Source organism: Vibrio sp. MMG023 (genome assembly GCF_021654215.1).
GTDB classification, from domain to species: domain Bacteria; phylum Pseudomonadota; class Gammaproteobacteria; order Enterobacterales; family Vibrionaceae; genus Vibrio; species Vibrio jasicida.
Genome location: NZ_JAKFZP010000002.1, coordinates 582,493 through 597,678, shown reverse-complemented (window position 1 = coordinate 597,678; position 15,186 = coordinate 582,493). Strand labels below are relative to the sequence as shown.

Below are 15,186 nucleotides of genomic sequence, written 5' to 3'. Positions count from 1 at the left end.
CATGGCTGTAAAACCAAAAACGACCAAAGCGAAAGTAGAGCTCCCACCGTTTGAATACCCACAAGGTTACCAATTGGTTGCGGGTGTAGATGAAGTAGGGCGTGGGCCTCTTGTCGGCGACGTTGTTACCGCTGCGGTTATCTTAGATCCAAATAACCCAATTGAGGGTTTGAACGACTCGAAAAAGCTGAGCGAGAAAAAACGTCTCGCACTTCTGCCCGAAATTAAAGAGAAAGCCTTAGCTTGGGCGGTCGGCCGCTGTTCTCCTGAAGAAATTGACGAGCTTAACATATTGCAAGCCACCATGGTTGCCATGCAACGTGCAATTGCCGGTTTGAAAGTGCAGCCAGACCTCGCACTTATCGATGGCAACCGCTGTCCGCAGTTGCCAATGGATTCCCAAGCGGTGGTGAAGGGTGATTTGCGAGTTGCGGAAATCAGCGCGGCTTCAATCATTGCAAAAGTGGTTCGTGACCAAGAAATGGAAGAATTGGACAAGCAATACCCACAGTTTGGTTTTGCAAAGCACAAAGGTTACCCAACCAAAGCGCACTTTGAAGCGATTGAAGAGCACGGCGTGATCAGTGAACATCGCAAGAGCTTCAAGCCAGTGAAGAAAGCGCTTGGTATTGAAGAATAATTAGCGGCTGCTTGGTGTTATAAGCCAGCCCTTAGGTTAGAATTCCCAACAAGATTTAGTTTTACGGTACCTGTTAATGTCAGATCCCAAGTTCATTCACCTTCGTGTCCATAGTGACTTCTCGATGGTGGATGGTATCAACAAAGTTCCACCGCTCGTTAAGAAAGTCGCCGAACTCGGCATGCCAGCAATGGCACTGACCGATTTCACCAACTTATGTGGTTTGGTGAAATATTACGGCACAGCTCACGGTAGTGGTGTTAAGCCAATCATTGGTGCAGACTTTAAAATGCAATCCGATGAGTTTGGCGAGGAACTGACACAACTGACCGTATTAGCGGCGGACAACACCGGTTATAAAAACCTAACATTGTTGATTTCCAAAGCGTATTTACGTGGTCACGTTCAACATCAGCCTGTTATCGATAAAGCATGGTTAGCGGAACTGTCAGAAGGACTTATCATTCTTTCTGGTGCGAAAAACGGTGAAATCGGTAAGGCATTGCTAAAAGGCAACCGTAAAGTTGTCGACAGCTGCGTCGAGTTTTATAACCAATACTTCCCTGACCGCTTCTATCTAGAATTGGTTCGAACCGGTCGCCCAGATGAAGAAACCTACCTTCACTTTGCGATTGAATTGGCAGAAGAGGTAGAACTGCCAGTTGTTGCAACTAACGAAGTGGTGTTCATCAGCGAAGACTTGTTTGATGCTCATGAAATCCGCGTTGCGATCCACGATGGTTACACCCTAGAGGATCCACGACGTCCAAAGAACTACAGTCCAGAGCAGTATTTGCGTACGGAAGAGGAAATGTGCGAGCTGTTTGCCGACATTCCTGAAGCGCTGGAAAACAGTGTCGAAATCGCTAAACGCTGTAATGTAACGGTTCGTCTCGGTGAATATTTCCTGCCAGCCTTCCCAACCGAAGGGATGGAAGAAACCGAATTCTTGGTGATGAAATCTCGTGAAGGCCTGGAAGAACGTCTTGAGTTCCTATTCCCAGACGAAGCCGAGCGTAAAGAGCGTCGACCAGAATACGACGATCGCCTTCAAATCGAACTCGACGTAATCAACCAAATGGGATTCCCGGGTTACTTCTTGATCGTAATGGAGTTCATCCAGTGGTCGAAGGACAATGCGATTCCAGTAGGCCCAGGTCGTGGTTCGGGTGCTGGTTCTTTGGTGGCATACGCACTGAAGATCACCGACCTTGACCCGTTGGAATATGACCTTCTTTTCGAACGTTTCTTGAACCCAGAACGTGTCTCCATGCCCGATTTCGACGTTGACTTCTGTATGGACAAACGTGACCAAGTTATTGACCACGTAGCAGAAATGTACGGTCGTGATGCGGTATCGCAGATCATCACGTTTGGTACCATGGCGGCAAAAGCGGTAATCCGCGATGTTGGCCGTGTATTGGGCCACCCATTTGGTTTCGTTGACCGTATCTCGAAACTGGTTCCGCCTGACCCAGGTATGACGCTAGAGAAAGCGTTTAAAGCTGAGCCAGCGCTACCAGAGCTTTACGACGCCGATGAAGAAGTCAAAGAGCTGATCGATAAGTGTCGTATCCTAGAGGGTTGTACACGAAATGCCGGTAAGCACGCGGGTGGTGTTGTAATTTCACCTACCACGATCACCGATTTTGCGCCGATTTATGCTGATGCGGAAGGCCACTTTCCCGTTACTCAGTTCGATAAGAACGACGTTGAAACCGCTGGCTTGGTTAAGTTTGACTTCTTGGGGCTACGTACCTTAACCATCATCGACTGGGCGCTGGGCCTGATTAACCCACGTTTAGAACGTGAGGGTAAAGAATCCGTTCAGATTGAATCGATCCCGCTGGTGGACCCGGCGTCTTTCCGACTATTACAAAACTCAGAAACTACTGCGGTATTCCAGCTGGAATCGCGTGGTATGAAAGAACTGATCAAACGTCTTCAGCCGGACTGTTTCGAAGACATCATCGCACTGGTAGCCCTTTTCCGTCCCGGTCCGCTACAGTCGGGCATGGTAGATAACTTTATCGACCGTAAACACGGGCGAGAAGCGATCTCTTATCCAGATGAAAAGTGGCAACACGAATCACTTAAAGAGATTCTGGATCCCACTTACGGCATCATCCTGTATCAAGAACAGGTAATGCAGATTGCACAGGTACTGTCTGGCTACACCCTTGGTGGTGCGGACATGCTTCGTCGTGCGATGGGTAAGAAAAAGCCTGAAGAGATGGCGAAGCAGCGTGCCACCTTTGAAGAAGGCGCGATTGCTAACGGCGTCGATGGCGAGTTGGCGATGAAAATCTTCGACTTGGTAGAAAAGTTTGCAGGTTACGGTTTTAACAAATCGCACTCGGCAGCTTATGCGTTGGTTTCTTACCAAACGCTATGGCTAAAGACGCACTTCCCAGCAGAGTTCATGGCAGCGGTAATGACCGCAGATATGGACAACACGGAAAAAGTCGTTGGCCTTGTAGACGAATGTTTCCGCATGAAACTGACCGTCTTACCGCCAGACATTAACTCCGGTTTATACCGCTTTAACGTGGATGAAAACGGCGCGATTGTTTACGGTATTGGCGCAATTAAAGGTGTGGGTGAAGGCCCAATTGATGCGATTTTAGAAGCGCGGAATAAAGGCGGTCACTTCATTGATCTGTTTGACTTCTGTGCGCGCATCGATCTGAAAAAGGTCAACAAACGCGTTATCGAAAAACTGATTTACGCGGGCGCACTTGACCGACTTGGTCCACATCGTGCGGCGTTGATGGCATCGTTGAATGACGCGGTCAAAGCGGCCAGCCAACATCACCAAGCTGAAGCATTTGGTCAGACTGATATGTTCGGCGTATTGACCGATGCTCCGGAAGAAGTGGAACACAAATACACCCAAGTTCCGGCGTGGCCAGAGAAAGTATGGTTAGAGGGTGAACGTGAGACGCTAGGTTTGTATTTGACAGGCCACCCAGTAAACGCATACATAAAGGAACTAAATAAGTACGTTAGTTGTCGACTAAAAGATGCGACACCAACTCGACGTGATCAATCTGTGACCGTTGCGGGCTTGGTTATTGCAGCTCGTGTGATGACAACGAAGCGCGGAACACGCATCGGTTTGATGACTTTGGATGACAGAAGTGGTCGAATGGAAGTGATGTTGTTCTCGGATGCGCTCGATAGATATGCAGAACTTCTCGAAAAAGACAAAATTTTGGTCGTTTCTGGACAGGTCAGCTTTGATGACTTCAATGGTGGCCTTAAAATGTCGGCGCGTGAGGTCATGGATCTTGGTAGTGCACGTGAAAAATATGCACGTGGTTTGTCAGTATCCATCGATGCGAGCCAAATTAACGATAAATTCTTTGAGCAATTTACGCGTATTTTAGAACCGTACAAAGCCGGAACCGTACCTGTCAATGTATACTACCAGCGTGCCGACGCCAGAGCGCGGTTAACATTGGGCACCGAATGGCGAGTAACGCCAAGTGATACATTGCTAGACGATTTAAAACAGTTACTTGGCAAAGGCCAGGTAGAACTCGAATTTAACTAAAAATTCAGCGCAATATGTTAGACGCTGAGTCAAAAAGGATTCATAGATGAGCCTAAACTTTCTTGAATTTGAAAAGCCGATTGCAGAACTAGAAGCGAAAATTGAAGCGCTACGTGACGTATCTCGTCACGGTGGTGATTCTGCAGTTGACCTTGATAAAGAAATCGAACAGCTTGAGAAAAAGAGCCTAGAACTTAAGAAGAAAACCTTCAGCAACCTAGGCGCATGGGAAACAGCTCAACTGGCTCGTCACCCTTTACGTCCATACACATTGGATTACATCCAGCACGCGTTTGAAGAGTTTGATGAATTGGCGGGTGACCGTGCGTTTGCAGACGACAAAGCTATTGTTGGTGGTATTGCACGCCTTGAAGGTCGCCCAGTGATGATCATTGGTCACCAAAAAGGTCGTGAAACCAAAGAGAAAGTGAAGCGTAACTTTGGTATGCCTAAACCAGAAGGTTACCGTAAAGCACTGCGTCTGATGGAAATGGCTGAGCGTTTCAACATGCCTATCATCACTTTCATCGACACAGCTGGCGCATACCCAGGTGTTGGCGCGGAAGAGCGTGGCCAATCTGAAGCAATCGCAAAAAACCTAAAAGTGATGTCTGGTCTTAAAGTACCAGTAATCTGTAACGTGGTGGGCGAAGGTGGTTCTGGCGGTGCACTTGCTATTGGTGTAGGCGACTACGTGAACATGCTTCAGTACTCAACGTACTCAGTAATCTCTCCAGAAGGTTGTGCTTCAATCCTATGGCGTGATTCAGACAAAGCACCTCAAGCAGCAGACGCAATGGGTCTAACTGCTCCTCGTCTAAAAGAGCTTGAGCTTATCGACGAAATCATCGAAGAGCCATTAGGTGGTGCACATCGTGACCACGTTCAAATGGCGGCGAATATGAAAGCAAATCTGCTTCGTCAGCTAGAAGACCTAGAACAGCTGGATCACGAAACGCTACTTGAGCGCCGTTACCAGCGTCTAATGAACTACGGTTACTGCTAAATTACGGTCACCGTTAAGCGCTAGCTGATCTCTCTTGAGATAACAGATAAAATAGAAAGGGTTGGGCATGTGTCCAGCCCTTTTTTTGTTTCTACCGGATTGCTTATGGAATCGCTTTACTCAAATTTTGCTCAAGTTCTCGACCGCTATCATCAACCAAACACTAAGATCGTTTTGGCGTTCAGTGGTGGGGTGGATTCGCGTCTGTTGCTTGAGCTGTTGAGTCGTTACCAACAAGCGCATTCGGTAGACAATCAATCAGCAGGTTCTAAATCTGTTCGCTGCCATGCGGTGTACGTGCATCATGGCTTGAGTGTGAATGCTGATGACTGGGAACAAAAGTGCAAGCAATGGGCACAGCAAGCAGGGCTCTCATGTTCCGTTGAACACGTGAACCTAGATATCAACAGTGGTGAAAGCATTGAGCTTTTAGCTCGTGAAGCGCGCTATCAAGCTCTCGCGAAGCACATCGCAGTCGGTGACTTATTGCTGACCGGTCAACATGCCGATGACCAGGTCGAAACCTTCTTATTGGCACTAAAACGTGGCAGTGGACCGAAAGGTTTATCATCGATGGCAGAAAGTATGCCGTTTGCTAGTGGGACATTAATACGCCCATTACTGACCATTAAGCGAGAGCAAATCGAAGCGGCAGCCAGAGAGCAAAAACTGGATTGGGTAGAAGACGAAAGTAACCAAGATATTCGTTACGATCGTAACTTCCTCCGTCATCGCATTGTGCCTGAGCTATCTGAACGTTGGCCGAGCATCCACCAAGCGGTGCAACGCAGTGCGACTTTGTGTGCCCAGCAAGAGACCTTGCTAGATGAGTTGCTCGAAGCGGCATTCAATCAGGCGATGCAGCCGGATTTGAGTTTGAGTATTGACGTTTTAACGGCACACAGTGAGTTGGCGCGCGCACGTTTGATTCGGATGTGGCTGGCAAAACTCAATGCCAATATGCCGTCTCAAGTGCAGTTGAACCTGATTTGGGATGAAGTGGCGCGGGCTCAACAGGACGCCAACCCAAAATTGAAGATCAAGCAAGGTGAAGTGCGCCGCTTTCAACATCGACTCTACTGGGTCGCTGAAACTTCGGATGTGACCTCGTGGCAAGCCGAGTGCCCTTTGAATACGCCTCTAAAGCTTCCTGAGCCGTTAGGGGAGCTTGAGTTGAGTACCAAGTCATGTGAGCTAAGTATTACCCTACCTGCGCACCCAGAGCGACTTAGAATTACATTTAACCCTGAAGGCTTGTCTGCACACCCGACGACTCGTCACCACAGTCGTAAGCTGAAAAAACTCTTTCAGGAATACAATGTGCCGAGCTGGCAACGTCGTCAAATTCCAATTCTAATGTATGAAGATAAAGTGGTTGCCGTCGCTGGCCTGTTCGTTGATCAAGCCTTTAGTGGTCAAGACTGTGAACTGATCTGGCGCAAGATGTTGTAATTCATGCAACAATATCGGTTATAAAACAAAAATATCTTTAAATAATAATCGATTAGGTGAAGCAATGAAGAAAATAATCATGGGCGTAGGAATCACGCTAGCCATGTTAAGTGGGCAGGCAATGGCGGCAGGCGATGTGGCTGCTGGCCAAGCAAAAGCTGGCGTTTGTGCTGCTTGTCATGGACCAGATGGAATTGCTGTGATTCCTGGCTATCCAAACTTAAAAGGTCAAAATGAGCAGTACATTGCTAGCTCAATTAAGGCATACAAAGCAGGCCAGCGCACTGGTGGTTTAGCGGCGGTGATGCAGGCACAAGCAAGTTTGCTGTCTGATGAGGACATTGCTAACTTGGCGGCATACTATGCGAACTTGAAGTAAGCGTTAGCCTCAAATTAACGCTCACTAAAACACATACCAAGCCAGACTTATGCTCTGGCTTTTTCATTGGTGGCATGATTGAGAATGGCGACTTTGTTACATTCGCCCGCAAATAAATCCCACCAGTGTCAGGATTTTCAGGTGCTTGGTCACAACAAGGATTGAATGTTGTGAGGCGCTAACCGATAATATGCGCAAACGATTGAAGCTTAAGGGATGAACATGAAAAAGATTGAAGCGATTATCAAGCCATTCAAATTGGATGATGTTCGAGAAGCATTGGCTGAAGTAGGCATTACAGGGATGACCGTCTCTGAAGTGAAAGGCTTTGGTCGTCAGAAAGGTCACACAGAATTGTACCGCGGTGCAGAGTACATGGTGGATTTCCTTCCTAAAGTGAAGCTAGAAATCGTAGTGACGGAAGACGTTGCAGACAAGTGTGTAGAAACCATCATCGAAACGGCGCAAACCGGTAAGATTGGTGACGGTAAGATCTTCGTAACAGACGTCGAACGCGTAGTGCGTATCCGTACTGGTGAAGAAGACGAAGATGCGATCTAATCTGTTATCCAGATAGATATAAGATTTCACTACAGCATGTGGTGAAAATTTGAGTAAGCTAAGAGGGAGCCGACTGGGGCTCCTTTTTTATTATGCGCATTTTATGCGTGCCATTTTTGTATTTAGGTAAGCCTATGTATCCGCGTTTAGCTTTTGCGTTAGTTTTTCTTATTATTACTGCGGTGGTGAGCTTTCAGGTGATTTTTACCGTGCCAGAGCAACCACAAATTATTACTCAAACAGGGACGAACATTAAGCAAGATATCCGCTGCATGGAGTTTGATAAGCCGCAAGTGCTGGATAAGGATGGCGAGCTAAATGTCTTAGTGTGGAACATTTACAAACAAAACCGAGACAACTGGAAGCAAGCGTTGGATACATTCTCCGTCAATAAACAGTTGCTCTTGTTACAAGAAGCAAGCTTAACGGACGACTTCAAAAGCTGGCTGGTGGAAGGGCATTGGGTCAGTAATCAAGTCAGTGCGTTTAAAGCATTAGGAAGTGGTGCTGGTGTGATCAGCATTGCGCAAAAAGAGCCCATTCTCGCTTGTGCGTACACATCGAAAGAACCGTGGTTGCGCTTGCCGAAATCGGCACTGTATAGCAAATACAGGCTCAGCAACGGTGAAACATTAGCGGTGGTGAACATTCACGCGATCAACTTTACCGTTGGTACCGAGGAATACACTTCGCAATTGTCTGCGTTAGAAAGGGTATTGAAAGAGCACAAAGGCCCGATTTTGTTTGCGGGGGATTTCAATAGTTGGAGTGAAGAGCGCGTGATGGCAATGAAGAAAGCACTCCAAAAAGCCAATCTAAAAGAAGCAAAGTTCAGCCAAGACAATCGAACTCAGTTCATTACAGGCTTGCCGCTTGATCATGTGTTTTATCGCGGTTTAACCCTCAAAAACGCGAAAGCGCCGCAGAGCGACGCTTCCGATCATAATCCACTGTTGGTGTCGTTTACGTTAAGCGACTAACGGATTACCTTGGTCCATTAAGCGATAACGATATACAACGCCCAAATTACGTAAAACGCAATCCAAGGCAGGCTCGCAATCACAAGAGCCTGTCCGCGTTCGAACTCTGTCCAAGTCAAAACTACACCATAGCCAAGCACGATGTACCATGGCAATAGCAATGGTAATGAGCTTGCAAAGTGTGACCAATCACTGGTCAAAGGTAACTTTAGCAACCCGTTTAGGCTATTCAAATCGGCAGCGTAAGTCATCACCTGACCATGCTTCAGCAATAAGCTCGCGTAGCTTGCAATATCGCCCAACACGGCTGGGAATAAAATCGCACTCGCAGCAGCGAACCATTTCCAGTAACCGTATTGCTGCTTACTTGCCTTGGTTGCAAGAAAGAACCACAGCGCTAATAGCAGCAGTGTTGCAAAACGATTGAATACGTCATTGATGATCGCACTTGCCATCAGCGTGTTTGGCTCCAGCAACTCGATTTGCTTTGGATCGATCTGTTGGAACTGAGCGGTCAGTTGATCACTTAACCAAGTAAAATCCACATTCGAGAAGTAGGCGCCCCAGAATAGGAATGGGCTGAGCATCAAAATGATGAACGGCTGCCACCCCCAACCTCCGCGCTGATACAGCGCTAAGAAGCAAGATGTTGGCGATCGGAAGATATCCAACAACATGACAAGCGGGTTACTCGACGGGTTCATACACTTACCTTAGTTACATCAACATACAACTTAAGCTTCTGACCTGGTTTCAGGTACTTCTGCTTTTGAAGAGAATTCCATTTCACGATGTCGTTACCCTTCACCTTAAACTTGGTTGCAATACCACTGATGGTGTCGCCAGAACGTACGTTGTAGAACACGGTACGAATCACTGCGCCTTTATCAGAGTTCTTCCAAATCACCAGTTTTTGGCCAACGCGCAAGGTGTCTTTTGGTCCCATGCCGTTCCATTTTGCCAAAGACTTATGAGAAACCTTGTTCTCTTTTGCGATTGACCACAAGCTCTCGCCAGATTGCACAACGTGAGTCAGTTTGAATTGACCGCGAGCTTGAGATTGCGTTTTGTTCAGGCGATTTTCGGCGGTAAGCGCGTACTTAGCATCGTCTTTTGTTGACGTTGGGATCATTAGGTACTGACCAACGCGAATATTGTTGTTTTTTAGGCCGTTAGCGCGTTGGATAACTTTCGTTGTCGTACCGTACTTTTGAGCCAATACGCTGAGCGAGTCACCAGACTTCACTTTGTAGCGTGCGACCTTCATGCCTTTACCACGGTTCTTCTTCACCTGAGCAAGGAACTGATCCTTTTTCTCGATAGGAATAAGAAGCTGGTGTGGGCCATTAGGTGCAGTCGACCATTGGTTGTAAGCTGGGTTGTAGCCTTGCAGCTCTTTCACACCAATGCCAGCGTAATCTGCCGCAATCGCGAGATCCAATTGTTCTTTTGGATCGACTTGCGTAAGCACAGGTTTGTTCGGGATCGGCGGAATGTCGATGCCGTACTTATCTTGGTTCGCAATGATGTCCGCTAGTGCAAGCAGTTTAGGAACGTAACTGCTGGTCTCTTTTGGAAGATCCAAAGAGAAGAAGTCCGTTGGTTTGCCTAGCTTTTTGTTCTTACGAATTGCGCTCGATACACGGCCACCACCACTGTTGTAAGCCGCAATCGCTTGATCCCAGTTGCCGTCAAAACGCTTGCTTTGCTGCTCTAGGTAATCCAGTGCTGCATCGGTAGAAGCATAAACATCACGGCGACCGTCGTACCAGTAGTTCTGATCTAGACCCATCATTTTGCCGGTGCCTGGAACGAACTGCCACAAACCTGCTGCACTGCCGTGCGAGTAGGCAAAAGCATCAAATGAGCTTTCTACGATCGGTAGCAGCGCCAATTCCATCGGAAGGCCACGTTCTTCGATACGGGTGGTAATCATGTACAAAAACGGCTGTGCACGTTCAGATACTGTGCGCAGGTGGTTAGGATGCTTTAAATACCAAGTGCGGTAGTAAGCCACTTTCTTGTTGTCAGGAATGTCCATTTCAAGTTGCATGCCGATACGTCGCCACACATCGTCTTGTTCCTGAGGGGAAAGGGCTTTTGGCGTCTCTTTAGCAGGTTTCTTTGCTATCGATTGCTTTTTCTCGGAGTCAGCCTGAGCTGTTTTTTGCTTAACAGCTTGTTCTGACTTATTGGTTTCTGGTGTTGGAGTGCTTGCAGAATCTGACTGTGTCAATTGACAGCCAGATAATAGTAACGCCAACGCCCAACTGTACTTCAAACGCATGGTTTCAGCCTATTTAGGGCCTGTTTATCTTCTCCTGCCTGTCGCGCAACAAAGTGCGTGGCAGTCGCAAGATAATAGACATCTTGTAACACTAACTAAGGGTAGAGGCGGTTTTGCCGCTACTTTATGCGTTTGGGTGAAATACAAACAGATTTATATCAGCCCCAAACGCAATAGAAGCGCCAGAGGCGCTTCTATGAAAATCAGCTCACGATAATACTTGCGTCTAGCAAAGTTACAAGCAGAAAATGGTTAAAATTCGTTCTTCCACTCACGTAAAGCTGTAAAAACCGAGCATGGGTCGCTATTTTGGATACGGTTTGTTACAGATTTTATGACCTCTGCGTTCGTTGCACGCAGGAATGGGTTAATTAACTTCTCTTTGCGTAACGTCGTAGGAAGGGTAGGAATATTTAATCCGCGTAGACGGTTTACATCATCACGGTACTGACGCAAATGTTCATTGTCCGGCTCAACCGCCAGTGCAAATGCTACATTACTTGCCGTGTATTCATGTGCGCAGAACACTTCTGTCTCTTCCGGCAGTTTCATTATTTTGCTTAGTGACTCAAACATCTGCTCTGGTGTGCCTTCAAAGATTCGGCCACAACCCGCCGAGAACAGCACGTCACCACAGAACAACTTACCGTCACCAACATAGCCAATGTGACCTAATGTGTGGCCAGGCAGCCCCAGTACCATGAAGATTTCGCCAAACAGTTCTAGCTTGTCGCCTTCTTCCATTGCGTTGGTTAAGGTTGGAATTGGCTCTGCTTTCGGACCAACCACTGCAACATGAGGAAACGCATGAACTAAATCTGGAACGCCACCAATGTGATCGTTGTGGTGGTGTGTAATTAAGATCGCTTCTAAAGTTAACTCGTTAGCCTGCAAATATTCCAACACTGGCTTAGCATCGCCCGGATCAACCACGGCGCATCGCTTATCGCTATTTTGAATCAGCCAGATGTAATTATCATTAAATGCGGGTATGCTTTTGATCTCTAACACGTTCGTTCTCCGTCACCCTTTTAAGTCAGGTGGTTAATGAAACCAGCACTCAGCAACAAAACTTTACAGCACCCGTCGACCTGGTCAGAAATGAATAACGGCCCGTGGGTACTTGAGTCAATCCAAACCCGACTCGACGAGTGGTGTCCGAAATTGTTCGGTTACCACATGCTTAAATTGGGCGGGTTGAGCTGTGAGCTAACCAGCTGTAGTTGTAACATTCAACACCAAGTCAACGTAGATATCCAGAACCCGTTGCATAATGTCATTGCAGATGGTTACGAATTACCCTTTTTAGAGAAAAGCTTTGATGTTGCGGTCCTCGCCCATCAGCTTGACTATGCAAGTGATCCCCATCGATTGCTGCGAGAAGTCGATCGCGTCATGATGGACGACGGTTATCTTATTATTACGGGATTCAACCCCATCAGTTTCACTGGACTTGCGAGTTTGTTGCCTTGGCGCAGAAATAATTTGCCTTGGAGTGGACGAATGTTCACCGCGAATCGGATTAAAGACTGGTTAGGGGTATTGAACTATCAGGTGATTCATTGCGAACGTTATGCTCTGTTTCCGATGACACGTTACAAAACCATGTGGACATGGTTGGAAAACAGCTTGGGGGATTGGGCATCGCCGGCGGGGAGTTTGTATTACATCGTCGCTCGTAAGCGAACTTACCCTCTCAAACCTATCAAGCCACATTGGCGCTTGAAGAGAAAGTTAACACCACTGGGCGTGATGAACAGAGAGGGCAGTGCGGTAGAAAAGGTATCAAGCAGTAAAAACTAAGACGCTTGGTAACCGGTATCTTCTTCGGTTGGGTTTTCTGCGGCTGTGCGTGCTAATTCATCACACATTTCGTTTTCACGATGACCCGCGTGGCCTTTAACCCAGCGCCAATCCACTTGGTGGCGAGCAGTCTCTTTATCCAATGCCTGCCATAAATCGGCATTTTTCACAGGTTTTTTATCTGACGTTTTCCAACCGCGTTTCTTCCAGTTGTGGATCCATTGCGTAATGCCTTGGCGCACGTACTGACTATCGGTAGTCAACGTCACTTGGCACGGCTCTTTTAGCGTTTGTAACGCCACAACAGCGGCCAACATTTCCATACGGTTGTTTGTGGTGAGCGTGTAACCTTTGGCGAGGGTCTTTTCTGTTTGCTTATAACGCAAGACAATGCCGTAACCGCCAGGGCCTGGATTTCCTAAACAAGATCCGTCTGTGAAAATCTCAACGTGTTTGGTCATATTTTTGGTACTATTAGCCGAAACATTTAATAAAGCATAGTCTGACACACATAACCTTATGAATACCAGCAGCAATTCTGAACATAATCGTATTGTCGTTCTCGATACCGAAACCACGGGTATGAACCTAGAAGGTGGTCCTCACTACATGGGTCACCGCATCATCGAAATTGGTGCCGTGGAGATCATCAACCGTAAGCTGACTGGTCGTCACTTTCACGTTTACCTAAAACCTGACCGTGAAATCCAACCAGACGCGATTGAAGTCCACGGTATTACCGATGACTTCTTGGTCGACAAGCCAGATTACTCAGCCGTACACCAAGAGTTTCTCGACTTTATCAAAGGTGCCGAGCTGGTTGCCCACAACGCGCCCTTCGATACCGGCTTCATGGATTATGAGTTTGAAATGCTCAATCCAAGCATTGGTAAGACGGATGACTACTGTAAGGTGACCGATACCCTTGCCATGGCGAAGAAAATCTTCCCGGGCAAGCGAAACAACCTCGACGTCTTGTGTGAACGTTACGGCATTGATAACTCACACCGTACTCTCCACGGGGCATTGCTCGATGCGGAGATTCTAGCTGACGTTTACCTCCTAATGACGGGTGGTCAAACGAGTCTAGAATTCAACGCCAACAAAAAAGACGGTGAAGCGGAAGGCATTCGTCGTGTTGAAGGAAGAAAAGCGCTAAAGGTTTTGCGTGCAACTGCCGATGAAGTAGAAGCACACCAGAAAAGACTCGAACTGGTGAACGACAGTATTTGGTAGTTAATAGGAGAGACTATGTTGAGGGCTTTGTCAGTCGCTATTTTAGCGTTCTGGAGTTGTTTCGCGTTTGCCGCGAGCGAGTCCGCCATGTCTTTGTTAGATAACCGCTTTCGTGTCGATCCAACCATCGAACAGATTACTTTTTTGGTTTATCGTGAACAGAGCTCTCAGCCCGTCGTCCTTGTCCGCCCTGACGGTAAAAAGTATTACGCTTGGGGCACCTACGATAACGTTCGTTGGTATCAAGAATCTTCCCTCGATATCATCTCGATAGATAAACCCATGCCAGGTCCGTGGCAGGCTGTCGGAAAAGTCACCCCGAAAAACAACATACGTCTGATCTCGCACCTAAAGCTCAGCACTGATGTGTTCCCAAATCGCCTTTATCAGAATGAAGCGCTCAAGTTCACCGCACGTTTGACTTCAGACGATAAGCCGCTCGTACTGCGTGATTTCCTAGACCGCGTAAATCTGCGTGTCACCTTCACTAAGTTTGTAGAAAACGAAGACGAACTGATCAAAGAAGCGCGTCCTGTACCTATGGTGATTGGCGAGTTTGCTGATGATGGCCGCGGTTTGGATGAAAAAGCAGGGGATGGTGTCTTCACTGTTCAACTGCCAATTGATATCGAGCCGGGTAAATACCGTGCACGTATTACGTCGGGTAATGGCGTATTTTTGCGAGCACAAGAACAAGTGGTACTGGTTTACCCATCGCCAATCACACGCACCTTTATTCAAGCGCGTCATGCAGACCAACCACACCAGCTGGTGGTTAGTGGTGAGCAAGGCATGATCACGCCGGGATCCATTGCGGTGAATGTAGAGCAAGAAGCACCAGACGGTTTCATCAGCTACAGCCAAGGTCAAGTGTCTGCTGACGGCACCAAAACCGCGCTTAATATGGATAATGATCCAGAGTTAGGTAAGTACTCATGGCATGGTGAAGTCTTTGCCACAGACCTAGCAACCAAGCGCTCATTAGTCTTCCCTATCAAAGAGCAGTCATTCAGCGTCGTCGATGAAGTGGATCTAGAAGCTGCACGCTTGGCGAAAGAAGCTGAGATCGCCGAGCAACGCCGCATCGAAATGGAAAAACGCATCATCGCCGAGCGTGAAGCCGAACGTAAACGCAGCATGATCATCATTGCTATCGGCAACGTGATTGCATTGATTCTGGTGATTCTATTCTGGATTATCTGGAGCAAGCTCAAAGCCAAACGCCAAGCCATGCCAGAGATGCAGTTAGAGGTGCCTAAGAAGTAGGGCGCAAGAATTTAAATTGA

14 protein-coding genes are annotated in these 15,186 nt (G+C 47.4%); 10 read left to right on the top strand and 4 right to left on the bottom strand.

Annotated elements, in window-relative coordinates:
• Window position 1 precedes the first annotated feature (1 nt).
• The 7 genes from rnhB (at window position 2) to L1076_RS07855 (ending at window position 8,574) form a co-directional block, all read left to right on the top strand.
• Window positions 2–640 (top strand): ribonuclease HII, encoded by a 639-nt coding sequence (gene rnhB, locus L1076_RS07885; protein WP_038864717.1) that lies wholly within the window; start codon window positions 2–4, stop codon window positions 638–640.
• Window positions 641–716: 76 nt separating this feature from the next.
• Window positions 717–4,196, top strand: coding sequence for a DNA polymerase III subunit alpha (gene dnaE, locus L1076_RS07880; RefSeq protein WP_038864719.1), 3,480 nt, complete (start codon window positions 717–719; stop codon window positions 4,194–4,196).
• A gap of 46 nt (window positions 4,197–4,242) precedes the next feature.
• Window positions 4,243–5,202 (top strand): acetyl-CoA carboxylase carboxyl transferase subunit alpha, encoded by a 960-nt coding sequence (gene accA, locus L1076_RS07875; protein ID WP_039976971.1) that lies wholly within the window; start codon window positions 4,243–4,245, stop codon window positions 5,200–5,202.
• A 105-nt stretch (window positions 5,203–5,307) separates the two neighbouring features.
• Window positions 5,308–6,654 (top strand): tRNA lysidine(34) synthetase TilS, encoded by a 1,347-nt coding sequence (tilS, locus tag L1076_RS07870; protein WP_237303551.1) that lies wholly within the window; start codon window positions 5,308–5,310, stop codon window positions 6,652–6,654.
• 64 nt (window positions 6,655–6,718) lie between these two features.
• Complete coding sequence (locus tag L1076_RS07865) at window positions 6,719–7,033, top strand: cytochrome c (RefSeq protein WP_237303475.1); 315 nt, start codon at window positions 6,719–6,721, stop codon at window positions 7,031–7,033.
• Between the two features lie 222 nt (window positions 7,034–7,255).
• Window positions 7,256–7,594 (top strand): nitrogen regulatory protein P-II, encoded by a 339-nt coding sequence (glnB, locus tag L1076_RS07860; RefSeq protein WP_005436810.1) that lies wholly within the window; start codon window positions 7,256–7,258, stop codon window positions 7,592–7,594.
• Window positions 7,595–7,728: 134 nt separating this feature from the next.
• Window positions 7,729–8,574, top strand: a complete 846-nt coding sequence (locus L1076_RS07855; RefSeq protein ID WP_104037297.1) for an endonuclease/exonuclease/phosphatase family protein — start codon at window positions 7,729–7,731, stop codon at window positions 8,572–8,574.
• 17 nt (window positions 8,575–8,591) lie between these two features.
• Here L1076_RS07855 and L1076_RS07850 read toward each other — a convergent pair whose 3' ends face one another.
• From L1076_RS07850 to gloB, 3 genes are all read right to left on the bottom strand, one after another.
• The gene (locus L1076_RS07850) at window positions 8,592–9,278 is read right to left on the bottom strand and encodes a YIP1 family protein (protein WP_045405594.1); all 687 of its coding nucleotides are present in this window, start codon (window positions 9,276–9,278) and stop codon (window positions 8,592–8,594) included.
• Entirely contained in the window at window positions 9,275–10,861 is a 1,587-nt protein-coding gene (locus tag L1076_RS07845) for a LysM peptidoglycan-binding domain-containing protein (RefSeq protein WP_237303474.1), read from the bottom strand. The genes L1076_RS07850 and L1076_RS07845 overlap by 4 nt, the downstream gene beginning before the upstream one ends.
• Window positions 10,862–11,113: 252 nt before the next feature.
• Window positions 11,114–11,872, bottom strand: coding sequence for a hydroxyacylglutathione hydrolase (gene gloB, locus L1076_RS07840; protein WP_038864732.1), 759 nt, complete (start codon window positions 11,870–11,872; stop codon window positions 11,114–11,116).
• Between the two features lie 36 nt (window positions 11,873–11,908).
• On the opposite strand from gloB, the gene L1076_RS07835 reads away from it, so the two are divergent.
• Complete coding sequence (locus L1076_RS07835; RefSeq protein ID WP_038864734.1) at window positions 11,909–12,664, top strand: class I SAM-dependent methyltransferase; 756 nt, start codon at window positions 11,909–11,911, stop codon at window positions 12,662–12,664.
• Here the strand turns inward: L1076_RS07835 and rnhA are convergent.
• Window positions 12,661–13,125 (bottom strand): ribonuclease HI, encoded by a 465-nt coding sequence (rnhA, locus tag L1076_RS07830; RefSeq protein ID WP_038864736.1) that lies wholly within the window; start codon window positions 13,123–13,125, stop codon window positions 12,661–12,663. The two genes, L1076_RS07835 and rnhA, sit on opposite strands and share 4 nt — an antisense overlap.
• 58 nt (window positions 13,126–13,183) lie before the next feature.
• On the opposite strand from rnhA, the gene dnaQ reads away from it, so the two are divergent.
• Window positions 13,184–13,900, top strand: a complete 717-nt coding sequence (gene dnaQ, locus L1076_RS07825; RefSeq protein ID WP_038864738.1) for a DNA polymerase III subunit epsilon — start codon at window positions 13,184–13,186, stop codon at window positions 13,898–13,900.
• A gap of 15 nt (window positions 13,901–13,915) precedes the next feature.
• On the top strand, window positions 13,916–15,166 hold the full coding sequence (locus L1076_RS07820; protein ID WP_237303473.1) for a TIGR03503 family protein: 1,251 nt from the start codon (window positions 13,916–13,918) through the stop codon (window positions 15,164–15,166).
• Window positions 15,167–15,186: the final 20 nt, after the last annotated feature.